The sequence below is a fragment of the Metasolibacillus sp. genome (assembly GCF_025291715.1).
Taxonomy (GTDB): Bacteria; Bacillota; Bacilli; order Bacillales_A; family Planococcaceae; genus Metasolibacillus; species Metasolibacillus louembei.
Genome location: NZ_JAMBIZ010000001.1, coordinates 18,356 through 39,895, shown reverse-complemented (window position 1 = coordinate 39,895; position 21,540 = coordinate 18,356). Strand labels below are relative to the sequence as shown.

Genomic DNA, 21,540 nt, shown 5'->3' with positions numbered 1-21,540 from the left:
CTCCCTCCTACTTCCAGCGCATGCTCTGTTGATGGTCAATTTCATAGGCTTCATCACAGCTTTCAACAATCCATTGATGCAGCTCCCCTAATAGTTGCCTATAGCGCTCTGTTTCTTCATAAATGGATGCTGGCTCATCCAAAACCTCATTGGAAACAAGCAATAACGTCATGCTTTGTTGCTGTGTCGTTGCAACATATTGCTTCCACATTTCGATATGCTCCTCAATATGATGAGGTGCCTTGTATAAAACATTTGCTAGCCATGTCGTTAAACAGTCCCATAAAATAACGGCATTGTGCTCTAGCATTTGTAGCTCCTGTGGTAAAGTATCAGGCACTTCCAACGTGTGCCAAATCACGCCACTCTTTTGACGGTCTGCTTGATGGCGTGCAATCCTTGCCTGCATTTCTCTATCGAATGCGACACCTGATGCAATATATGTAAGCGAGCGCCCTTCAGCAAGCTTTTGTGCGTAGCGTTCTGCAAAGGCACTTTTGCCACTGCGCACACCACCTGTGATAAATATTAATCGTCCCATATATGGTCACCTGCTATATATGAATTAGAATAGCTGCCAAGCAATGTTGCCTGACAGCTATGTTACATTATATCTTATTTAAAAAGCTCTGGGTATACTGTTTCTTCCTTTGTACCACATGCTGTTCATAATAAAACTACCGCTAATGGCTTATACCATTAACAGTGAATTTTATGATGCGTCCTCTTTTCGCTTTTTCATTGGATATGATTTCGTAATAAATTCAATTTCCTCGTGTCCGCTCATTTGGTTGACATAAACTGCCATGACGAAAAATACGTTTGCCAGCAGCCCTAAATAGTCAAATAAAATTTCTGGCACGTCGCGCTCCTCGCTTACTTTATGTAATGCACGGAAGGATTTTTTCGCTTCGCTACGGCATACATGTAAACGTGCTGCTGCCTCTACTCCTTGCGGTAAAACGAAGCGATTAATTTGCTCTTTTGTATGTGCTACATAAAAATCGTAGCGATCGCTTAAAAACTGCAAGTCCTCTTCTGTAACAGCAAGCTTGCCACGCACAGAACCGTTCACATGATAGGCCATCGGGTGTAGCTTCTCTAAATCTTCACGCACAATTTGTACATTGTCCCCCTCTAATGTAGGAAAAACCGTACCAATACTTGTTGTTAATGAGTCTGTACGAATTTCAAAATCAACTAAACAGCTTGCTTCACGCATAAATGGGTAGCAAATATAGCGCATATCTTTCTTTACCAAGTCCATCTCCTCCTTTTTCGTTTGAATAAGCTTTCATCGGAAATGAAAAAAGCCACCCGTCAGAATGGGTGGCAGAAAATTGTTTACAAAGCAAATGATGCAACATTCTATTGCCGTGCATTCTCTTTAGTTCCGAAGAGTATTATGACGATCAGAAAAAGATAGGTCTCCTGGCTCGTGCTGTTTTCTCTCGCGAAAGCCTTCCCATCTCAAAGACAGTGGCATGATTTCACGTTACAAGCACATACAGTTACGGACATAGCTTCGGCATCTCACCGAATTCCCTTACATCTTTTCCTTGCAAGCATTATTCAATTAGTTAATAATCTATCATATTTTCGAGCATTTTTGTAGTATGACATCTAAATTGTATTCAAACAATCTGGGCACTTTCCATACACTTCAAATTTATGTGCCTCTACTTCAAAGCCTGGCAAGCTACCACCGAGCAAATCCATCGGGCATAATGACAATTCCTTTACGCTACCACATTCACGGCAAATGAAATGATGGTGGTGGTGCTCTGATTCACAGTGCATGCGGAAATTGCGCTCGCCCTGCATTTCGGTTTCTTCCAAAATATCTAGCTCAACAAATGTCGCTAAATTGCGGTAAATCGTATCAAAGCTCATCCCTGGAAAGTCTTTTTTCAACACATCCAATAAATCACGAGCTGTTAAATATTTGTCCGTTTCCGCAAACATTTGTAAAATGAGCTCTCGTTTATCGGTTTTTTTATAGCCATTGTCCTTTAAAATTTCCCATGCTCGTGTTAAATTCATTGCGCAACCTCCTGAACTTTTATTTTCTTTCCAACAATCACGCATAATAAAATGATAATAGACGTTACAACAATTGTTCCACCTGGTGCTAAATTTAAATAAAAGGCACTAACAAGCCCAATAATAACCGCAAGCTCTCCAAAGACAATTGCATAAATGATTGCCTGCTTAAAGCCTTTCGCTAAACGCATTGCCGCTGCAACAGGCAACGTCATCAGGCTCGATACAAGCAAAATCCCAACGATGCGCATGCTTGCTGCAATGACAAGTGCAACGACGACCATAAATAGTAAATGAATCCATTTTGCAGGTAGCCCACTCGCCTTTGCATATTCCTCATCGAAGGATAAGACGAATAATTCCTTGAAAAATAATAATAAAAAAATAATAACAACGCCTGCAATTGCAAGCACTACCCATAAATCCTGACGCGATACAGCCGAAACAGAGCCAAATAAATAGCTCATTAAATCGGTGTTAAAGCCGCTTGCTAACGAAATAAAGATGGCACTGATGCCGATTCCTCCCGACATAATAATCGGAATCGCCAGCTCCTCATAATGCTTATAAAGACGGCGCAAACGCTCAATTAAAATCGAGCCACTAACCGATGCAAGTATTCCTAAATAAATCGGATTTAATAAAGCCATCGCCGCAAAGCTTTGACTTATATATAAGCTCCCAGCAATTCCCGCTAATGTCACATGTGATAAGGCGTCTGCGATGAGCGACAGCCTGCGTACAACAATAAAGACGCCGAGCAACGGGGCAATGACCCCAATAATCAGCCCTGAAAAAAAGGCATTTTGTAAAAATTCATATCGTAAAATTGCTTCAATCATTTCGCTACATCTCCTAGTGAATCTTTCGTACTTTATGCCCGTACCAAGCATCTAGCGTTTGCTCTGAAATATCATCAAATTCGTTTTTATAGCCATGGAAATGAATCGTTTTATTCAAGCATGCAACATGGCTAATATGCTCTGAGACGATATCGACATCATGTGTGACTAAAATCATCGTAATTTGTCGTTCCTCGTTTAGCTTAACGAGCATATCATAAAACGATTGCACATTTTCGTGGTCAATTCCAACGGTTGGCTCATCTAGTATAAGTAGCTTCGGCTCCGCAATTAAAGCCCGCGCAATGAACACTCGCTGCTGCTGTCCTCCTGATAATTGTCCGATATTGCGTGTTGCAAAGCTTTCCATCCCGACAGCCTGCAGTGCTTCTATGACAAGCTGATCAACATTTTTCGGATAGCGTTTGAATAAGCCGACTTTTTTGGTTAAGCCACTTTTCACAACTTCCTCAACTGTTGCAGGAAAGCCTGAATTAAAGGAATTGGATTTTTGCGAGACATAGCCAATCCACTCATGCTGCTTAAAGGCTTGAATCGGTTCACCAAAAAGCTCTATTTCTCCTTTTGTTGGCTTTAATAAGCCAAGAATAAGCTTTAATAACGTCGATTTGCCAGAGCCGTTTGGACCAAGTAATGCTAAAAAATCCCCCTCCTGCACTTGGAAAGAAATATCGTTTAATGCCTGTGTTTCATCGTATTGAAATGTTACATTTCGTAACTGGATAATTGGTTTTGTCATATTTATTCTCTTCTTTCTAATTCAAAATCATTACGATTTACAATTTGAAAGTATAGTGGATTTTTAGCCATTTGTAAAGGTAATACACCTCGAAAGGATGAATAAATGAGTCAGATGGAGTTAGTTCGTTTCTTTATGTCAGCAAATGATGCCGAGATACAACGGTTTATGAGGAAAAAAACAGGTGTTGAATTATCGCTAAGCGAAATACAGCAGCTTCGCCCACTTCTTGCAAGCGCCAATATGAGCTGGCTATTAAGCGGTGTCCCGAAGGATGTTTTGAAGCGTGTAGATAAAGTGATTGGCAAGGAAAAAAGAAAAGCATTGATGCGCCTGCTTGATTGATGAGCAAATCATTACTTTTTAACTAAATTAAAGAAACAGTTGTCTGAAAAGCAGCGTCATACATTGCTTTTCAGACAGCTCTTCCTTAATAATTTTGAATAATGGATTCTACTAAACGGTCAATTTGCTTGATTGCCTGTGCATTTTTGTGATCCGTCATAATGGCAAAGGCATATTGGCGACCGCTTTTTGCTGTGACGTAGCCCGATAATGTATAGACATTTGTAATGCTACCTGTTTTCGCTACGACACGTCCACGCAATACATTTGTATCAAAGCGTGTGCGTAAAGAACCTCCAACAAGACGACTTGGCTGCCCTCCAATTGGTAAGCCCTGATAAAAGCTTGAATACATTGCCTGCTGCTGCATCGTTGTTAGCAATGCTGTCAATTCATTAGCCGATACACGATTCACATGAGACATACCTGAGCCGTCTTCAAAGCGCCATTGTGATACATTTAAGCCTAACGATGCTACATAGTCACGTAAAACTGCTACCCCGTTTTCTGTAGTGCCAATGCCATGTACCTCACGTCCCATCGTTTTGACAAGTATGTCTGCGATACTATTGTTGCTCAGCTTCATAAACACAGGATAGAGCTTATGTAATGGCAACGATTCCTTTGTATATATTTTACGTGCTGTTGCTGGTACTATTTTGCGTCCAACCGATGGATTTGTAACATTTAATGCGGCTGTTTGCCATGTAGTGCGAATAGCATGCAGCGTATTCATTGTTGGATCTTGCAATGTCACCCATTTTTTCACTGTACTTCCTTGCGGGATATTGCCTGTTATCACAACTGTGCTTGAGCCATATTGCCTTTTCACGCTTAACGTATTTTTGCTTGTTTTCGCTCCTGTACGTGCTTGATTGACGAATTTCATGCCACTTGTATTTGGCAGAACAGTAAAGCTCGGTGCTTTTTTCACTGTATTGCCTGTTACTTGTACAATGACCGTTCCTGCATCATAATCCGCATTTGGCGACATCGTTAAGGCAGAGATTCTTGCCGCATAATATTCTGTTTCATCTTGTTTGACAATGCCTGGTGTTAATACGCTACCACTAAATGCGCTGTCATCCCCATATAAATGCCCCTGTACTTGGCGAATCCCATAACGCTTCAGCACTTTTGCAAACGTTAAAAAGTCCTGCTGCTGTAATGTCGGGTCTCCCCCACCTTTTATATAAACATCCCCATACAATATACCATCTATAATATCACCATCAATATAAAGGTCTGTTGTAAACGTATAATCCTTTCCTAATACGTGTAATGCTGCGCTGCCTGTTAATAGCTTTAGCGTTGATGCAGGCTTCATTAGCGCTTGCCCATTATGCTCATATAGAATATTGCCCGTTGTTAAGGAACGCAAGGAGACACTTGTGTTAGATTTACCTAAATTTTTTGTGACAGCCTGATCTAGCACATGTGCATTTGTCGTAAGCGGCAAGCTAATGAACAAAATGAGCACGAGGAAAATTTGCATTAGCTTTTTCATATTATGTAGCTCTCCTATTTAAATTTATTTGCGCTTTTTCATTCATTATCTGCGAATTTTTTTAAAATATCTGCGCTTTTTGGTAACTTATCTGCGAATTCTCTCAACATATCTGCGTTTTATAAAAAAAGCTGCTTGGCAATTGCCAAGTAGCCTCTCTTTTTATCCACGCATTGCATCGATTAATGCTGGACGGAATTCACCATCACGTAGCATCGCAATTTCATGTAAATATGGCGCTGCTTTCGTTTTTGCATCTACACCTACGAAAGGTGTTTCCAGTATTTTAGGTATATGCATTAGCTGGTCATGATGAACAATCGATTTTAATACATCAAAGCCAATTTCACCAAAGCCGATATTTTCGTGGCGGTCTTTGGCAGCACCACGCACGTTTTTTGAGTCATTAATATGCAATACCTTTAAACGATCTAGCCCAATAATTTTATCGAAGTCATTTAATACACCATCAAAATCCTCAACGATATTATAGCCTGCATCATGCACGTGACAAGTGTCAAAGCAAATCGACAAGCGTTCGTTATTTGTCACACCATCGATAATTTGCGCAAGCTCTTCAAATGTACGACCACATTCGCTGCCTTTGCCAGCCATCGTTTCTAGCGCAATTTGCACAGGATAATCCTGTGTTAGCACTTCATTTAAGCCTTCTACAATTTTCGCAATACCTGCCTCCGCACCTGCCCCAACATGTGCTCCTGGATGCAAGACAATTTGCGTCGCTCCGATTGCGGCCGTTCGTTTAATTTCCCCTTGTAAGAAATCGACGCCAAGACGGAATGTTTCAGGCTTTGTCGTGTTGCCAAGATTAATAATATACGGTGCATGCACGACAATATTTTGCATGCCATGCTCCTGCATATGCGCTAAGCCTGCTTCGATATTGAGCTCCTCGATTGGCTTGCGACGCGTATTTTGCGGTGCACCTGTATAAATCATAAATGTATTCGCACCATAGCTAAGCGCCTCTTCACTAGCACCTAGTAGCATTTTTTTGCCGTTCATCGATACATGTGAACCTAATAACATTTGTTTGTAGCCTCCTATTTCTTACCTCTGTTTTTCAAGCGGCGCTCACGTTTTTTAATTTTTTCCATTTCCCATTTCATGTTGCGCTTATAGCCTGGTTTTACTTTTTTCGGCTTACGCACAAGCGCTTTCGCTTTCACATCAATTTCATTTTCCTGTTTAACGCGGTTTTTACGTTGATGGCGATCCTTTAAATCAATCCATTCACCATTTTTAATATCTTTTTGCTCAAATGGGATGCCCATTTTCTCCACACGTACTAATGCATCCTCATCCTCTGGCTTGAACAACGTAATCGCTGTCCCTTTATTGCCAGCACGCGCTGTACGACCAACACGGTGAATGAAGAACTCTAAATCCTCAGGAATCTCATAGTTAATAACATGTGAAATACCTTGAATATCGATACCGCGCGCTGCTAAATCAGTCGCTACGATAAATTGGAACTCTAAATCACGAATTTGCTTCATCATTTTTTTACGGTCACGTGGACTTAAATCACCATGAATTTGTCCTGAACGAATTCCTTGCTCCGCTAAATAGCCTGCTACATGCTCCGCTGTTTTACGCGTATTACAGAAAATAACCGCTAAAAACGGGTTGATGCTTTTAATAACTTCAACTAAGCGTGTATCACGCGATTTTGAACGCACAGGAACAAGATAAAAATCAATATTTTCCGCTACCGGTCGCTTATCGTTCATATGAATATGAACAGGTGAATCCATATATTTCTTTAAAAATGGCTGTAGCTTTTCAGGAATTGTTGCCGAAAAGACAAACATTTCGAGATTTTCAGGCATGTGGCTCGCAAAGCCATCGATATCTTCAATAAAGCCCATATCAAATGCTAAATCTGCCTCATCAACGACAAGCAGGTTCGCTGTATGCACTAACAAAGCATTTTCCTTCACTAAATCTTTGATGCGTCCTGGTGTGCCAACAACGATATGTGGCTGTGTTTTTAATTTGTCGATAGAACGCTGCTTATCCGTCCCACCAATAAATAATTTTGCTTGAATGCTTGTACCTTCTACAAGCTGCTGTAGGGCATCGAAAATTTGCTGTGCAAGCTCACGTGTTGGTGATGTAATCACCGCCTGTACTTCTTGCTTTTCCTCATTCAAACGTTGGACGATTGGAATTAAAAAGCTATGCGTTTTTCCTGTGCCTGTATGTGCTTGTCCAATTGCACTTTTTCCTTTTAGTACAAGTGGTATCATTTCCTTTTGAATCGGTGTTGGTTCAACAAAGCCTAATTTAGCAACGGCGTCCTGCAAAAAAGGTTTTAATTGATAATCTGTATATTTTGACATAATCGCTCCTCCTTAAATCTTTACTATTGTACCATGAAATATTGTTTTACGTGCGGTATGAAGCGGATTTTTTTCAAGTTGAACCGATACAATCGCCTTTGCATATGATAGGGTATCATTTATCGTGATTCAGCAAAAAATCCCCATCTCTACAGGTAGCAAGATGAATACTTGGGTTGCTTTTTATTCAGTAGGTGTCCAAACACCCACTGAATCACGATAAAGCCTCCGGCGGATGTCATAGATTTTAAAAAGGAGCTTTTCGAGCAAGCTCGAAAAAATCTAGACGCAATTACGCCGAGGCGTAATTGATCTTATGTGCAGATAGAAAGGAGAGTTTTATGCGCCCGTTCCCGTATTTCCAAATGCCAACGCCTTACCCTGCTGCACCTCCCTATGCTTTTATGCCGAGAGGGTTCTCACCGATGATGCGCATGCCATCAGCTATGCCAATGGGGATGCCGATGCAGGCTGCTCGTATGGCTCAGGCTGCACAAACAGCCGCTTCAGCACCAAAATGGGAAACCTTCTTACAAACGGCTAATAGCTTTATGGATAATGCACAAAAATTTACCCCTTACGTGCAGCAAGCAGCGCCAATGATTAAAAATTTACCTGCGCTTTGGCGAATGTACCGCGGCTTCCGCAGCCAGCCAAGTGAGTCGAGCACCATTCGTGCACCGCGTGAGGAAATGAACTTTAGCCTAGACAGCTCAAGCAAACCGATTGAACGTCAAACACGCCCTTCTGTACCAAGAATTTATCAACCACCATTTGAGTTTTAACAATGCCAATATTTAAAATTGTTCCTAACAGAGAGGTGATGCAGATGCTCGCTTTTCTGTTAGCTCTCTTTTAAAACGAACTTTTGTATTCACTAGACGTCATTTGCTATAATAGAACTAGTAAAGCGAAAGGAGTTTGAACAATGAAAGTAATTAAAATAAATCCACGTGGTTATTGCTATGGCGTTGTTGATGCAATGGTCATCGCTCGCAATGCTGCATTAGATAAATCATTGCCTCGCCCTATTTATATTTTGGGTATGATTGTTCATAATAAACATGTAACAGATGCTTTTGAAAAAGATGGCATTATTACGCTTGATGGGGAAAATCGGAAGGAAATTATTGAAAAGGTGGACAAAGGTACGGTTATTTTTACCGCACATGGCGTATCACCTGAAATACGTGAAATTGCGAAGCGCAAAGGACTTATCTCCATTGATGCTACTTGCCCAGACGTAACGGTTACACACGATTTAATTCGCGAAAAGTCCGCAGAGGGCTACGATATTATTTATATTGGTAAAAAGGGCCATCCAGAGCCTGAAGGGGCAATTGGTGTGGCACCTGAGCACGTTCACCTTGTCCAGTCTGTTCAAGATGTAGAGCATTTAAATTTAACAAACGAAAAATTATTAGTAACAAATCAAACGACGATGAGTCAATGGGATGTTGCTACGCTAATGGAGCATTTGCAAAAAAAATTCCCACATATCGAAGTGCATAAGGAAATTTGCCTTGCAACACAGGTGCGTCAAGAGGCTGTCGCTGAACAAGCAGGTGTGGCTGATTTACTAATCGTTGTTGGCGACCCAATGTCAAATAACTCCAATCGCTTGACACAAGTATCAGAAGAAATTGCGCATACAAAGTCATATCGTATCGCCGATATTAGCGAGCTTAAGCTAGAATGGCTTGAGGGTATTGATACAGTTGCTGTAACAGCAGGTGCTTCAACACCAACGCCCATTGTGAAGGAGGTCATTGTCTTTTTAGAAAAATATGACCCAAATGATGCAGCGACACATGAGATCATACGAACTGTTACACTTGATAAAATTTTACCAAAAATTAAAGAGCCAAAACCTGTAGAAAAAATTATGCCCTATTAAAAATAAGCTGTTGAAGGAAATAAAAACCACCTTCAACAGCTTTTTTGTATATTCGACAAAACGCTTCGACATTTCTTGCAACCACTTACCTAAAAAGCTATGTAGTTATTCAACCGCTCCATATTTGTGACAAATTTGTGAACTTATAATTCTGCCCACAATGCGACATTATTTTTACCAATTGTGATATACAATACAGGTATCAATCAAAATTAAGGAGTTCCATCATCATGTTGAAACACTTTTTCCAAAAAATCATCTTAAAATGTAGAATCGAATTTAAAAGAAAACAAATGTATAAAATTGCAAAAGACCTAGGCTATACACACCCAAAAGTTGTTGAATCAAGCCAGCAGTTAGATACATTGCTCAATAGCTACTCCAAATAACGGATTATGCTTACTGCTGTGCTCGTTTGCGCTCTTTTCGATATTCTGTAAAACGTAGCACACTACCACCAATTGCAAACGCCATGCCAATCGCAATAAAAATAACGCGCATTGTTGTCGATGTCGTTGGCAATATATTAAAGATGGTTGCTAGCACAACAAATAAACCAGAGATTGATACTAAATAACCAGCTAAACCTACACTCATATATTTCACCTCACGTCAAATTTTATCGTGCTCTACTAGAAATTGCAAACATACTAATAATTCATCGCGACCTATACAGAGGTTTGAATAAGCCTCTTCTCATATGAATACAAAAAGGCTGTGGAAAAATTAGATGTACTAACTTTTCCAACAGCCTTTCACTTACATTTTATTTCGTTGCTTGGTATGCCTGTATAAATTCCTTCACTTTTGCGCTATCTGCCTCTAGCTTTAAGCCTGTATCCACAAGTGGTGAAACAGTTGATACTGCTGGCTTTTTATTACCTTGGTAGTAGCTAATAAATTCATCTTGATTAATTGAATAAAGAATCGCTTTACGTAAATCAACAGATGTTGATACATCTCGCCCTTTTGGATTCATTAATAAATAAGAAACGGCGTTGCTATCTGCTGTTTTTAATGTTAAATTCGCATCGCCCTCTACAACATCAAGCTTCGTTTCTGGCACAGCTTGTAGTACGTGGATTTCTCCATTACGTAGAGCTGATAATGCGCTATCGTTATCTTGGATAAAGCGCACGTTCACTTTATCTATTTTCGGCTCATTTTCAGTGCCTGCTTGATATGCTGGATTTTTTACGAACGTTGCCTCATAATCATTTTTTTGTACAAGTACGTACGGGCCTGATGCAGCTAAATGGTTAGCATATGTTGCCCCTTCTGTTACTGTTGCTTGATCTCCATAAGCTACATGAACGTTTGGATCATAGCTTTCAACATCAAATGTATTGACCGCTGTAACCGCAGCCTCTGACACGATACCGCCCGATTGATGTGCTAAGTAGTTTAACACTTGTGGGAATGGCGTTGGTGTCGTAATTTTCACAACTTGATATTTACCTGCTGCGTTATCGACATCTGCCTCGCTTGTCACTACCTCTGCAATCGCCGCTGGTAATTGCTGTGATAATACGTCTAAAACTGTGTCACCATTAGCTGTTTGTACAGATTCCAATGCCGTAATATCTGTTACGACCTCCACTGTCTTGATATTTTCATGAATTGAGTATGTGCGGTGATCAGGCACTGCTTTCTCATCCTTTGCACGCTCTAATGAAAAGACTACATCCTCCGCTGATACTAAATCACCTGTATCTACCGCTTGGTTATTTTCCACTTTTGCAAAGTTAATATCATCGCGCAATACGAAGTAATACGATTGGTTATCCTCTGCAATAGCATAGTTATACGATAACGAGCCATCTGCAACGACTTCATCTGTATCAGATAAATTCACTAAACGCACATACATATTCGTATTTAATGTATTAATAGAGCCATCATTTCCTTTAACTGGGTCTAATGATGTTAATGATGAAATAGCTTGGTGTAAAATAAGCGGTTCTGTTGTATTTTTTGCTGTATCATTAAATGAAATTGTTTCCCACGCCTGTGCACGTGATTTTGGTAAACGAACTGTATCTGGGTTTACTTCTTTAGAATAAATACCTTGGAATTTCTTTGAAATGTATAATGGTGCAATATATGCTTTATCGAAAACAAGTGCTTGCTCTAGCTCTGCATATTTCTCCTTCGCCTCATCGCCAATTAATGTGCTTGCCTCATCGATTAATGTATCGATTTGCTCATCTGCTGTATTGCTATAATCTCCACCTGTTTTAAACAGACCACGCACCGCATAATCTGGATTCCCTGTTACTGTCGTCCAGCTTGATAATGCTAAATCATAGTTCCCTGCATCTCGTTGTGCTGAAAAGGAACCGAAATCTGGTTGAATGTTTAATTTCACCTCAAAGCCATTTTTCGTTAATTGGTCACGCACGATATTTACATCTTGCTCCTGTGATGCCATTCCTAGTACTTCAATAACAGGCTTGTCACCTGTTGGGCTCGTTGTGCTTTCTTTTTCTACATCGGATTTTGTTTCTACACAGCCTGCTAACGCTACGGCTGCCGCTGTTGTTGCTGCTGCAAAAGCTAAATATTTTTTGTTCATTTTTAAATTCCTCCAATATTAATTTGATTTCGGGTCTAATGCGTCACGTAAGCCATCACCAAAGAAATTAAATGATAGCACGAGCAGCATAATACAAATCCCTGGGAAAATCGCTACATAAGAATGTGTTTCTAAATATGTGCTTCCTACTTTTAAAATATTGCCCCATTCAGGAATATGTGGCTCAACACCTAGCCCAAGGAAGCTCAAGCTACTCGTTGAAATAACCGCGCCACCAATTGTTAAGGTTGCCTTGACAATCATCGGTGCTAAAGAGTTTGGTACGATATGCTTAAATATAATCGCCCCATCAGACACACCCAAGGCACGTGCGGACTCGACAAACTCGTAATTGGCAATTTGCATGACATTGGCACGCATCGTTCGAGCATATGTCGGAATCGCTCCAACGCTTAGTGCGATAATTAAGTTCACTGTATTGGCGCCAAATGCGGCAATAATCGCAATTGCTAACAGAATACCTGGAATCGCATATAAAATATCAAGCAAACGCATAATGATATTGTCTGTATGTCGACCGTAATAGCCTGAAAATGCCCCAAGTGCCCCACCAATAATTGCGGGAATAATTGTTGAGAAAAAGCCGACAATTAACGAGATTTGTGCACCGAAGACGATGCGGGAGAATAAATCACGCCCAAAATCATCTGTGCCTAATGGATATTCAAATGATGGCCCTTGCAATAGGGCACTATAATTATTTTGTGTCGCAAAGTCATAATCAAACGTCCATGAGCTGACAATTGACAATGAAAACATTGTAATAATAAAGAACATGCCGAACACAGCCATCGTATTGCGCAAAATTTTGTCCCATGTTTTTTGCCACTTCTCTATTGCAGAAGGATCTGCATTTCTCGCCTTACGAATCAATGTAAAGCCGAGCAATGTGGCAAACAAATTACCTGTCACTGTTGCAAGCAACAGCACAATACCTAGCAGCTGCATCCATTTCGGTGCAGAGGTAGCTGTGACATAGCGCGCAACAAGCACTGCTGTTACTGCATAAACAAGTGCCAATGCTATAAATGCAGCCATTGCCATAACGAAGCTATCGACAACATAAGGCTTAAATATATTAAGTGCCGAAAGCATAAAAATAACAATTTGTGTCATCAGTGCATAAACCGCAAACGTATACTCCGCCGTTTTATTTTTCGTCACAAGCATAAAGCCATAGCCTGCCGCAAAAATATTGCCAGCAAAAATCGTCAGCATTAATGGATAGCCTAGCCAGCGTGTTCTCCGTTCAATTTGATGCACCTTTGCTAAATCTCTTTTTATAAGCAGTGAAGTGAGCCACACATAAAGTGTTGTCACAGCGTAAATGAGAAAGCCATACAACACATATGGTCGCCACACCCCTTCACTAAAATTAAAGCTATAAAGTAAAAGCAATACTGAAAAAATCGCAGAAAAGGCAATGGTAAATTGTGCATTGACATATTCCTGTGTAATTTTCAAAAGTAGCTTCACATTTGATATGAATTTCACAAAAAATCCTCTCCTAAGATTGCTTCATTTTTGAGCGGATACGTGGATCAAAGAAAGCATATAACATATCAATGACCATATTGACAATCGAAATGGTAATAGCGATGTAAACAACGCCACCCAAAATTGCAGGAATATCAGGTATAAACTGCTTATCGACAATATAACTACCGATACCGCTAATATTGAATACTTTTTCTGTTACCGCTGCCCCGCCAAGCATGCCACCGAACAATAACCCAATCACTGTAATAATTGGAATCATCGCATTGCGAATTGCATGTTTGACAATGACGTTTTTCTCGCTTAAGCCCTTTGCCTTTGCTGTAATAATATAATCCTCATGAATGACCTCTAGCATGCTGGAGCGCGTCATCCTTGCAATTGATGCTGTAATGGATGTCCCTAATACAACAATTGGCATTACAATGGATAACCAATTACTCGGATTATATGTTGCAGGTAGCCATTGTAGCTTTAACGAGAATGTTAAAATAAAAATTAGACCTTGCCAGAAGCTCGGAATGGATAAGCCAATTAATGCTAATAGCATAAATGCATAATCTAAAAAGGAATTAGGTCGAACAGCTGAAATAATGCCGACTGGTATCGCAATAATCACAGCCATAATTAAAGAAAATAATGCTATCTTTAATGTTACTGGGAATTTATTCATAATACTTTGCGTAATATCCTCTTTCCCCGCAAAGGAATTCCCTAAATCAAAGGTAAATAGCCCTGATAAAGAATGCCATAGCTGCACCAAGTACGGCTGATCCAAGCCATGTAGCTTATTAAAATTCGCAATTTGTGCTGGTGTCGCCTCAACGCCTAACAGATTGCGTGCTGGGTCAAATGGTGAAATATATAAAATCGAAAACACCAATATCGCCACACCAACAATAACAAACAAGCTTTGAATAATACGTTCAACGATAAAGCGTGCAAATGGATTGCTACATAAAATAAGTATGATATACATGATAATACTAGGTATAAAGCTTAATGCTAAAAATGCAGGCTTCATTAGTAGTTGACTAAAATATGCTGTATAGGTCTGTTGTGCCACATCTTGTGCGAAAAGCTGCTGCTCAACTTCCTTATTCATCCTTTGTTCAACTAATTGTTGGACTGTTGCTTGTAGCTTTTGCTCATCTATTTTTTGATGAAAGAAGCTTGCTTTGGATAATTCCTGCTCTCTATATTCCGCTGCCCACTCCTTTTCTATGCCTGAAGCAATTAATTGCGCTTTTTGCTGCGCATATTTTTCGGAATATGCATTGTTATTTTTTTTATAGAAAAACAATACAGTAGCAACGATATGAACGAGCAAGCCCGTTATATATAAAATCCATGCATAGCTTTTTTTGGCACTTAATTTTTGATAGCTTCTTGCAAAATATGCATTGATGCCTCGCCCAAAAATTTCATTATTGGACATATTGCTTCTCCCTTCATAACAATTTTAAAATACTTGATAAGTTTCACAAAACGGTTATTGTATAATTCCTATCTGTATAGTACATTATGTATTAGCGATATCATTTCGTCAATAAAAATATTTATTATTTTGTCCAAAAGCAAAATACTTAACGAAAAGCTTTATCAAATTGAATAAATAGCGTAACTTTCAGCATTTGAGCTGAGACATAATTGATAATAGATAGGTGGATATTTATAATGGAAAAATTATTAGAAGTAAATGATTTGCGCGTTTCCTTTATTACAGGGGAAAGCGAATTTGAAGCAGTAAAGGGCGTTAGCTTTCATGTCAATAAAGGGGAAACAGTTGGTATTGTAGGAGAATCTGGTAGCGGTAAAAGCGTAACAGCTCGTTCGATTATGCGCTTGCTGCCATCACCTCCCTCCTTTTTAAAATCAGGTGAGATTCACTTTCAAGGACAAAATTTAGTCGAGCAAACAGAAAAACATATGGAGTCTATTCGCGGGAAGGATATTAGCATGATTTTCCAAGACCCAATGACCTCCACTAACCCAACAATTCGTATCGGTGAGCAAATTGCAGAAGGCTTAATGAAGCATCAAAAGCTTTCGAAGCAAGAGGCATATACACAAACGATTGAGCTATTAAAATTAGTTGGTATTAACAATTGCGAGGAGCGCTATAAGCAATATCCACATGAATTTAGTGGTGGAATGCGCCAGCGTGTAATGATTGCAATGGCATTGGCATGTAATCCTTCTTTATTAATTGCAGATGAGCCAACAACAGCGCTCGATGTAACGATTCAAGCGCAAATTTTAAGCTTGATGAAGCGCATGCAGGAGCGACTAGGCACAGCCATTATTTTAATTACCCATGATTTAGGCGTTGTCGCAGGGATGTGTGACCGTGTCGTTGTGATGAAGGAGGGCGAAATCGTTGAGCAAGGAACAACGGAGGAAATTTTCGCAAACCCGCAGCACAGCTATACGAAGCGTTTATTAAATGCCTTGCCAAGGCTACACGAAAAAAAGGAAGCAAAAGTACAGCCAAACTTGCCAGCGGACCTTGACCCCAATGTGCCATTAGTAGAAATACGCCATTTGCAAAAGCATTTTGATTTTGGTAAAGGTGATGTTGTCAAGGCTGTTAATGATTTATCATTCCATATTTACCCTGGTGAAACGCTTGGACTTGTAGGAGAATCTGGCTCAGGTAAATCCACAACAGGACGTACTATTTTGCAGCTACACCAGCCAACTGATGGAGAGGTGCTATATAAAGGTGTGCCTGTGACACGCTTATCGAAAAATGAGTTAAAGAGTATGCGTCGCCATTTACAAATGATTTTCCAAGACCCATACTCGTCTTTGAACCCTCGCAAAAAAGTGCTCGATATTATTGGTGAGGCATTGGATGTTCATAAGCTCACGACATCGAAGGAGCAGCGTCGTGCACGTGTCGAGGAATTATTAGAGCTTGTTGGCTTAAATAAGGAGCATGCGCTACGTTATCCACATGAATTTAGCGGTGGACAGCGCCAGCGCATTGGTATTGCAAGAGCATTGGCGGTTGAGCCGAACTTCATTGTTTGTGATGAACCGTTGTCTGCCTTGGATGTATCAATTCAAAAGCAAATTGTTGACTTATTAAAGGATTTACAGCAGCGCTTTGGCTTAACCTATTTATTTATTGCCCATGATTTATCGATGGTCAAGCATATTAGTGACCGAGTAGCTGTTATGTATGGCGGAAAAATTGTTGAGCTAGCTGAGAGCGAGGAGCTTTATTCCAACCCGCAGCATCCTTATACGAAAATGCTACTGCAATCGATTCCAATTCCTGACCCAGCAATCGAAAAACAGAAGCAGCAGAAAAGACATGTGTTAACAGAAGATGAGCTACGTGCTAAACGCTTTGATGTCGACAACACAGAGCTTGTCGAAATTTCCAAAGGACATTGGGTTGCTTTAGCTAAGGGCGAGTAAAAACAGCATTTCTCAAAAATGGCCACGAATGAACGTTTCGTGGCTATTTTTTTCGAATAAATTATATAACTTAAATTCTTAAATACTTCAAAGGCTCTTTCTTAACGAAATGATTTTCGATTAATTGAAGGACTACCTCATTGCCAGGTAAACTTACCATTTCTTTCGCTTCGTCGAAAGGAAGCCATTGATATTCGCTATGCTCGCTGTTTAATATGACAGATTGCTCTTTATGAACAAAGCCTACAAAAACAGGTGCCATGTAAATAAAATTGTCTTGTGGAGAGAAAATTTGGTCAAATTGATTGGATGAATATAAGGCAAGCTCTGTAATGCCTGTTTCTTCTCTAATTTCTCGATACACTGCTTCTATAGCAGTCTCACCATTTTCAATGGCACCTCCAATATAGCACCAAATGTTATTTAAAATAGGAGATGCTCTTTTTAATAATAGAACATGATATGTATCATTAATTTTTTTCAATAACACCACAGCAACACCATTAGATTTGATAGGAATCATAGCCATCTCTTATGCCTTCTTTCTCCATTTTGTGTATAGTAGACATTTTTGAATAGAAAAGGTTCCATAAGCCATTAAAAAAAGTGTTTGAAAGCGGTCAAACATACCGTTTTCAAACACTCTACTTTACCGATGCAAGGAGTTAAATAAACTTAAATGGCTCTGTATGAATTTGTGATTCAATAAATTGTACAGGTAATTTCTTCTTTGCACATAGTACCTTCATTTTCTCCGCAACACCTTTAATCATCACCTTTTCCACATGATGTCCAGGGTCGACAATGCTTAAGCCATTGACTTCTGCATCCTGTGCCATATGGAAGCCGATATCCCCTGTTACGAAAACATCTGCACCAGCTCTTCTTACCGCTGCAATATAGCTATTGCCGTCTCCACCGATAACCGCTACCTTCGAAACAGTGCGCTGTAAATCACCTACAACACGCAAGCATGGTACATCAAGCTGTACCTTGACGAATTCTGCAAATTGCTGCAATGTCATTGGTTGCTGCAATGTTCCAATACGACCTAAGCCTTCTTCTTTGGCAGTTAACGCTAGCTCCCATACGTCATAGGCAGGCTCCTCATACGGGTGCGTATTCAGCATTGCTTTTAAAATACGATTTTTTTGGCTGCTTGGGAAAACGACCTCTACTTTTTGCTCAGGTTCGACATTGACCTCACCGATTTGACCGACAAAAGGATTGGCTCCATCTAATGCACGAAAACGCCCTTCTCCAGCCGTCGTAAAGCTACACGTATCATAATCGCCTATTTGTCCTGCCCCCGCATTAGCGAGTGCAATACGCAGCGTTTCTGCATATTCCGTTGGCACATAAACGGCTAGCTTCATCAGCTGCTCGCTATATGTGTGCTCCAAAATTTTTCGATTTTCAAGCTGCAAGGCATCCGCTAGTAAATCATTGACACCACCTTGTGCCACATCTAAGTTCGTATGTGCTGCATAGACCGCAATATCATGCTTTAAGCATTTTTCATAAAGCTTGCCAGCAGGTGTATCTGTCCGCAAATTGCTCAGCTTGCGGAAAATGGGTGGGTGATGTGCAATAATGAGCTCACAGCCCTGTGCTATTGCCTCTTCCACTACCTCCAGCGTCACATCAAGCGTGACGAGCACTTTCGTCACCTCTTTATTGACTGTGCCAATCGCAAGCCCTATCGGATCATTGGGCATACAGGCAAGCTTTTTCGGCGACCAGCTTTCGAATAATTGAATAATTTCATTGCCATTTACAGATTTCATTTTGCTAGCACTCCTTCAACTAATTGAATTAATTGCTGTAACTCCTCTCGCTTCGCTTGAATATCAGGTGTTGCCTCTGCTCTATTCAAGTCCTGTAAAATTCTTTGCCAATTGTCAATTTCCTTCGTCCATTTTTTCACAAAAACAGCTGTGTGCTGTGCAATTAAATGCGTACCAAGCAAAATCTCTGCCTCTGTCAGCTGCATTGCCCCTTTTTGTAAAACAAGGATTTCATAAATTTTATCATCTTCCTCTAAAATAACCTCATCTAAAACAGCCCAGCCATGTGCCAATGCCCATTCACGTATCACCTTCGCATGAATATTTGGCTGTAAAATTAAACGTGTAACAGAAGTAAGCACCTCTGGATGCTTTTCCAATATCGACACAATTAAAGGTCCACCCATTCCTGCAATCGTAACTGTATCGACACGATCAGCCTGTTCAATAGCAGCAAGACCGTCCGCCAATCTTACTTGAATATGGTCAAGTAAGCCTTCTGCTCGTACTTGACGCAGTGCAGATTCATACGGACCTTTCACAACTTCACCTGCAACCGCCTGTGAAACAATGCCTTGCTGTACTAAATAACATGGTAAATAGGCATGATCGCTCCCGATATCCGCTACAACTGCTCCTGTTGGCACAAAGGATGCAACTGTTTCTAATCGTTTCGATAATTTTTGTGCATTCATCAAAATTCCTCTTTTCTGCAATATCTCCATTCTATTATAGTAGAAAATGGTGCACTAGCCGAGCGAAAAAAATAATCGGCTTCAACCACCCATGAAATGAGCGGTTAAGCCGATTAAGTCGTTACTATTCTAAAGATAAAATGTAGTCAGCTACTGCTTCCTCGTTGCCTTTTGCAGCACCTGCAGGCATTGCACCTTTACCATTTACTAAAACGTCGATGATTTCTTCTTTAGATAGTGCGATACCATGTAAGTTTGGTCCCATACCACCTGTTAAGTCACCACCGTGACAGCCGATACAGCCTTGTACTAGTGCTGCGCCATCAGCTTGTTCAGATGTTTCGCCGCCTTCTTCATGCGCTTCTTCACTTTTTCCAGCACCGTTAATTGACATGAAGAAAATAAGTCCGATACCGAATGCTAAAATTAAGATGTAAGGAAAAACTGGATTGTTTTTCATACGATTGCCCTCCCTCATTTATTTTGCTTCTATATGATAGAATCTATTCAACAATAATTATTGTACTGCATTCAGTTGAAAACGGAAAGACCTAAAGCATAAGTTTTACTTTGTTTGTAACAATTTCGTCACTTATCGATCACGCATCCAAAATATGTCTTGCAATAACGAGCTTTTGTACCTCAGATGTACCTTCTCCAATTTCCAATAATTTCGCATCACGCATATAGCGTTCCACTTCATATTCACGCATATAGCCATAGCCACCATGTATTTGAATTGCCTCATCGCAAACTTCCATTGCCATCTCAGATGCATAGTATTTAGCAATGGCTGCCTCTTTGCTAAATGGGCGTCCTTGATCTTTGAGCCACGCTGCTTTATAGACATACGTTCGCGCTATCTCAATTTTTACCGCCATATCAGCTAGCTTAAATTGTGTTGCTTGGAACTCCGCAAGCGCTTTACCGAATTGCTTGCGCTCCTTTGCATATTGCACCGCCTTATTCATCGCTCCTTGCGCAATACCTACAGCCATCGCTGCGATGCCGATGCGTCCACCATCTAATGTTTGTAAAAATTGCTTGAAGCCATTTCCTTTTGTGCCGAGCAGATTTTCCTCTGGCACAACAACATTTTCTAAAATAAGCTCTGTCGTATTCGATGCGTTTAAGCCCATCTTTTCATATTCGTCTATAATCGTAAAGCCCTTTGCATTTGTTGGCACGATAATTGCACTAATTTCTTTTTTGCCATCTTTTATATCCGTAATCGCCGTTAATGCTAAATGCTTAGCATAGCTTGCATTCGTAATAAACATTTTTGAGCCATTAATCGTAAATTGATTGTTTTCTAATACTGCTCTCGTCTCCGTTCCCCCTGCATCAGAGCCTGCATTTGCCTCCGTTAAACCGAAGGCACCAAAAGATTCCCCTGTACAAATTGGCGTTAAGTAGCGCTCTTTTTGCTCCTTTGTGCCAAATAAATTCAGCGGTGCGCCGCCAAGTGAAATATGTGCTGAATATGTAATGCCTGTTGAAGCACATACGCGACTTAATTCCTCTGTTACAATGGCAAAGCTAATCGTATCTGCACCAGCCCCACCGTATTCCTCTGGAAAAGGCAATCCCATCATGCCCATTTCAGCTAATTGTTGAAAGATTTCTTTTGGAAACGCTTTCTTTTTATCGCGCTCAATTGCCCCTGGCGCCACAACCTCGTCAGCAAATTCCTTCATTGTACGTTGAATCATGCGTTGCTCATCCGTTAAATCAAAAAACATTTTGCCCACCCCTTTGTCTGTTTACACTTTTATT

Annotated in this window: 22 protein-coding genes and 1 riboswitch; of the genes, 5 read left to right on the top strand and 17 right to left on the bottom strand. The window is 40.3% G+C overall.

Annotated elements, in window-relative coordinates:
- Positions 1-7: 7 nt before the first annotated feature.
- The 5 genes from M3Z76_RS00210 to M3Z76_RS00190 all read right to left on the bottom strand — a co-directional run bounded on the left by M3Z76_RS00210 (position 8) and on the right by M3Z76_RS00190 (position 3,645).
- Entirely contained in the window at positions 8-541 is a 534-nt protein-coding gene (locus M3Z76_RS00210) for a bifunctional adenosylcobinamide kinase/adenosylcobinamide-phosphate guanylyltransferase (protein WP_293920253.1), read from the bottom strand.
- Between the two features lie 171 nt (positions 542-712).
- Positions 713-1,267 carry a hypothetical protein gene (locus M3Z76_RS00205; RefSeq protein ID WP_293920255.1) on the bottom strand — a complete coding sequence of 185 codons (555 nt, stop codon included), beginning with the start codon at positions 1,265-1,267 and terminating at the stop codon, positions 713-715.
- Positions 1,268-1,404: 137 nt separating this feature from the next.
- A riboswitch (cobalamin riboswitch) is annotated at positions 1,405-1,571 on the bottom strand.
- 52 nt (positions 1,572-1,623) lie between these two features.
- Positions 1,624-2,043 (bottom strand): Fur family transcriptional regulator, encoded by a 420-nt coding sequence (locus M3Z76_RS00200; RefSeq protein ID WP_293920258.1) that lies wholly within the window; start codon positions 2,041-2,043, stop codon positions 1,624-1,626.
- On the bottom strand, positions 2,040-2,885 hold the full coding sequence (locus tag M3Z76_RS00195; RefSeq protein ID WP_293920261.1) for a metal ABC transporter permease: 846 nt from the start codon (positions 2,883-2,885) through the stop codon (positions 2,040-2,042). Before M3Z76_RS00195 ends, M3Z76_RS00200 begins: the two co-directional genes overlap by 4 nt.
- A 13-nt stretch (positions 2,886-2,898) precedes the next feature.
- Positions 2,899-3,645 carry a metal ABC transporter ATP-binding protein gene (locus tag M3Z76_RS00190; RefSeq protein ID WP_293920263.1) on the bottom strand — a complete coding sequence of 249 codons (747 nt, stop codon included), beginning with the start codon at positions 3,643-3,645 and terminating at the stop codon, positions 2,899-2,901.
- A 105-nt stretch (positions 3,646-3,750) separates the two neighbouring features.
- Between M3Z76_RS00190 and M3Z76_RS00185 the strand changes: the two genes are divergently transcribed.
- A complete protein-coding gene (locus tag M3Z76_RS00185) occupies positions 3,751-3,990 on the top strand; it encodes an isopropylmalate synthase (protein WP_293920265.1) in 240 nt (79 codons plus the stop codon).
- A gap of 85 nt (positions 3,991-4,075) precedes the next feature.
- Here M3Z76_RS00185 and dacB read toward each other — a convergent pair whose 3' ends face one another.
- The 3 genes from dacB to M3Z76_RS00170 form a co-directional block, all read right to left on the bottom strand.
- Positions 4,076-5,497: a D-alanyl-D-alanine carboxypeptidase/D-alanyl-D-alanine endopeptidase gene (dacB, locus tag M3Z76_RS00180; protein WP_293920268.1), complete on the bottom strand. Its 1,422-nt coding sequence runs from the start codon at positions 5,495-5,497 to the stop codon at positions 4,076-4,078.
- Positions 5,498-5,659: 162 nt separating this feature from the next.
- On the bottom strand, positions 5,660-6,547 hold the full coding sequence (locus M3Z76_RS00175) for a deoxyribonuclease IV (RefSeq protein ID WP_293920271.1): 888 nt from the start codon (positions 6,545-6,547) through the stop codon (positions 5,660-5,662).
- A gap of 14 nt (positions 6,548-6,561) precedes the next feature.
- Positions 6,562-7,863 carry a DEAD/DEAH box helicase gene (locus M3Z76_RS00170; RefSeq protein ID WP_293920274.1) on the bottom strand — a complete coding sequence of 434 codons (1,302 nt, stop codon included), beginning with the start codon at positions 7,861-7,863 and terminating at the stop codon, positions 6,562-6,564.
- Positions 7,864-8,204: 341 nt separating this feature from the next.
- Here M3Z76_RS00170 and vrrA point away from each other — a divergent pair, with 341 nt between their 5' ends.
- From vrrA to M3Z76_RS00155, 3 genes are all read left to right on the top strand, one after another.
- Entirely contained in the window at positions 8,205-8,648 is a 444-nt protein-coding gene (gene vrrA / locus M3Z76_RS00165; RefSeq protein WP_293920277.1) for a VrrA/YqfQ family protein, read from the top strand.
- 143 nt (positions 8,649-8,791) lie between these two features.
- Positions 8,792-9,760 carry a 4-hydroxy-3-methylbut-2-enyl diphosphate reductase gene (locus M3Z76_RS00160; protein WP_293920280.1) on the top strand — a complete coding sequence of 323 codons (969 nt, stop codon included), beginning with the start codon at positions 8,792-8,794 and terminating at the stop codon, positions 9,758-9,760.
- 230 nt (positions 9,761-9,990) lie between these two features.
- Positions 9,991-10,149, top strand: a complete 159-nt coding sequence (locus M3Z76_RS00155) for an aspartyl-phosphate phosphatase Spo0E family protein (RefSeq protein WP_293920282.1) — start codon at positions 9,991-9,993, stop codon at positions 10,147-10,149.
- 10 nt (positions 10,150-10,159) lie between these two features.
- Here M3Z76_RS00155 and M3Z76_RS00150 read toward each other — a convergent pair whose 3' ends face one another.
- From M3Z76_RS00150 to M3Z76_RS00135, 4 genes are all read right to left on the bottom strand, one after another.
- A complete protein-coding gene (locus M3Z76_RS00150; RefSeq protein ID WP_293920285.1) occupies positions 10,160-10,357 on the bottom strand; it encodes a hypothetical protein in 198 nt (65 codons plus the stop codon).
- 169 nt (positions 10,358-10,526) lie between these two features.
- Positions 10,527-12,335 (bottom strand): ABC transporter substrate-binding protein, encoded by a 1,809-nt coding sequence (locus M3Z76_RS00145; RefSeq protein WP_293920288.1) that lies wholly within the window; start codon positions 12,333-12,335, stop codon positions 10,527-10,529.
- Between the two features lie 18 nt (positions 12,336-12,353).
- Positions 12,354-13,850: an ABC transporter permease gene (locus M3Z76_RS00140; RefSeq protein ID WP_293920291.1), complete on the bottom strand. Its 1,497-nt coding sequence runs from the start codon at positions 13,848-13,850 to the stop codon at positions 12,354-12,356.
- A gap of 13 nt (positions 13,851-13,863) precedes the next feature.
- Positions 13,864-15,291, bottom strand: a complete 1,428-nt coding sequence (locus M3Z76_RS00135) for an ABC transporter permease (RefSeq protein ID WP_293920293.1) — start codon at positions 15,289-15,291, stop codon at positions 13,864-13,866.
- A 239-nt stretch (positions 15,292-15,530) separates the two neighbouring features.
- On the opposite strand from M3Z76_RS00135, the gene M3Z76_RS00130 reads away from it, so the two are divergent.
- Positions 15,531-17,282, top strand: coding sequence for an ABC transporter ATP-binding protein (locus M3Z76_RS00130; RefSeq protein ID WP_293920295.1), 1,752 nt, complete (start codon positions 15,531-15,533; stop codon positions 17,280-17,282).
- Positions 17,283-17,352: 70 nt separating this feature from the next.
- Here M3Z76_RS00130 and M3Z76_RS00125 read toward each other — a convergent pair whose 3' ends face one another.
- The 5 genes from M3Z76_RS00125 to M3Z76_RS00105 form a co-directional block, all read right to left on the bottom strand.
- The gene (locus M3Z76_RS00125) at positions 17,353-17,811 is read right to left on the bottom strand and encodes an NUDIX hydrolase (RefSeq protein ID WP_293920298.1); all 459 of its coding nucleotides are present in this window, start codon (positions 17,809-17,811) and stop codon (positions 17,353-17,355) included.
- A gap of 136 nt (positions 17,812-17,947) precedes the next feature.
- Entirely contained in the window at positions 17,948-19,069 is a 1,122-nt protein-coding gene (locus tag M3Z76_RS00120) for a Nif3-like dinuclear metal center hexameric protein (RefSeq protein ID WP_293920300.1), read from the bottom strand.
- Entirely contained in the window at positions 19,066-19,764 is a 699-nt protein-coding gene (locus tag M3Z76_RS00115) for a tRNA (adenine(22)-N(1))-methyltransferase (protein ID WP_293920303.1), read from the bottom strand. The genes M3Z76_RS00120 and M3Z76_RS00115 overlap by 4 nt, the downstream gene beginning before the upstream one ends.
- Before the next feature lie 124 nt (positions 19,765-19,888).
- The gene (locus M3Z76_RS00110) at positions 19,889-20,224 is read right to left on the bottom strand and encodes a c-type cytochrome (RefSeq protein ID WP_293920304.1); all 336 of its coding nucleotides are present in this window, start codon (positions 20,222-20,224) and stop codon (positions 19,889-19,891) included.
- 139 nt (positions 20,225-20,363) lie between these two features.
- Positions 20,364-21,506: an acyl-CoA dehydrogenase family protein gene (locus tag M3Z76_RS00105; protein WP_293920305.1), complete on the bottom strand. Its 1,143-nt coding sequence runs from the start codon at positions 21,504-21,506 to the stop codon at positions 20,364-20,366.
- Positions 21,507-21,540: the final 34 nt, after the last annotated feature.

Coding starts and splice junctions, on each gene's coding strand:
- vrrA (WP_293920277.1), top strand. CDS start 8,205: ATGCGCCCGTTCCCGTATTTCCAAATGCCAACGCCTTACCCTGCTGCA.
- M3Z76_RS00195 (WP_293920261.1), bottom strand. CDS start 2,885: ATGATTGAAGCAATTTTACGATATGAATTTTTACAAAATGCCTTTTTT.
- M3Z76_RS00115 (WP_293920303.1), bottom strand. CDS start 19,764: ATGAATGCACAAAAATTATCGAAACGATTAGAAACAGTTGCATCCTTT.
- M3Z76_RS00190 (WP_293920263.1), bottom strand. CDS start 3,645: ATGACAAAACCAATTATCCAGTTACGAAATGTAACATTTCAATACGAT.
- M3Z76_RS00110 (WP_293920304.1), bottom strand. CDS start 20,224: ATGAAAAACAATCCAGTTTTTCCTTACATCTTAATTTTAGCATTCGGT.
- M3Z76_RS00205 (WP_293920255.1), bottom strand. CDS start 1,267: ATGGACTTGGTAAAGAAAGATATGCGCTATATTTGCTACCCATTTATG.
- M3Z76_RS00120 (WP_293920300.1), bottom strand. CDS start 19,069: ATGAAATCTGTAAATGGCAATGAAATTATTCAATTATTCGAAAGCTGG.
- M3Z76_RS00135 (WP_293920293.1), bottom strand. CDS start 15,291: ATGTCCAATAATGAAATTTTTGGGCGAGGCATCAATGCATATTTTGCA.
- M3Z76_RS00150 (WP_293920285.1), bottom strand. CDS start 10,357: ATGAGTGTAGGTTTAGCTGGTTATTTAGTATCAATCTCTGGTTTATTT.
- dacB (WP_293920268.1), bottom strand. CDS start 5,497: ATGAAAAAGCTAATGCAAATTTTCCTCGTGCTCATTTTGTTCATTAGC.
- M3Z76_RS00125 (WP_293920298.1), bottom strand. CDS start 17,811: ATGGCTATGATTCCTATCAAATCTAATGGTGTTGCTGTGGTGTTATTG.
- M3Z76_RS00175 (WP_293920271.1), bottom strand. CDS start 6,547: ATGTTATTAGGTTCACATGTATCGATGAACGGCAAAAAAATGCTACTA.
- M3Z76_RS00105 (WP_293920305.1), bottom strand. CDS start 21,506: ATGTTTTTTGATTTAACGGATGAGCAACGCATGATTCAACGTACAATG.
- M3Z76_RS00185 (WP_293920265.1), top strand. CDS start 3,751: ATGAGTCAGATGGAGTTAGTTCGTTTCTTTATGTCAGCAAATGATGCC.
- M3Z76_RS00145 (WP_293920288.1), bottom strand. CDS start 12,335: ATGAACAAAAAATATTTAGCTTTTGCAGCAGCAACAACAGCGGCAGCC.
- M3Z76_RS00200 (WP_293920258.1), bottom strand. CDS start 2,043: ATGAATTTAACACGAGCATGGGAAATTTTAAAGGACAATGGCTATAAA.
- M3Z76_RS00210 (WP_293920253.1), bottom strand. CDS start 541: ATGGGACGATTAATATTTATCACAGGTGGTGTGCGCAGTGGCAAAAGT.
- M3Z76_RS00130 (WP_293920295.1), top strand. CDS start 15,531: ATGGAAAAATTATTAGAAGTAAATGATTTGCGCGTTTCCTTTATTACA.
- M3Z76_RS00155 (WP_293920282.1), top strand. CDS start 9,991: ATGTTGAAACACTTTTTCCAAAAAATCATCTTAAAATGTAGAATCGAA.
- M3Z76_RS00170 (WP_293920274.1), bottom strand. CDS start 7,863: ATGTCAAAATATACAGATTATCAATTAAAACCTTTTTTGCAGGACGCC.
- M3Z76_RS00160 (WP_293920280.1), top strand. CDS start 8,792: ATGAAAGTAATTAAAATAAATCCACGTGGTTATTGCTATGGCGTTGTT.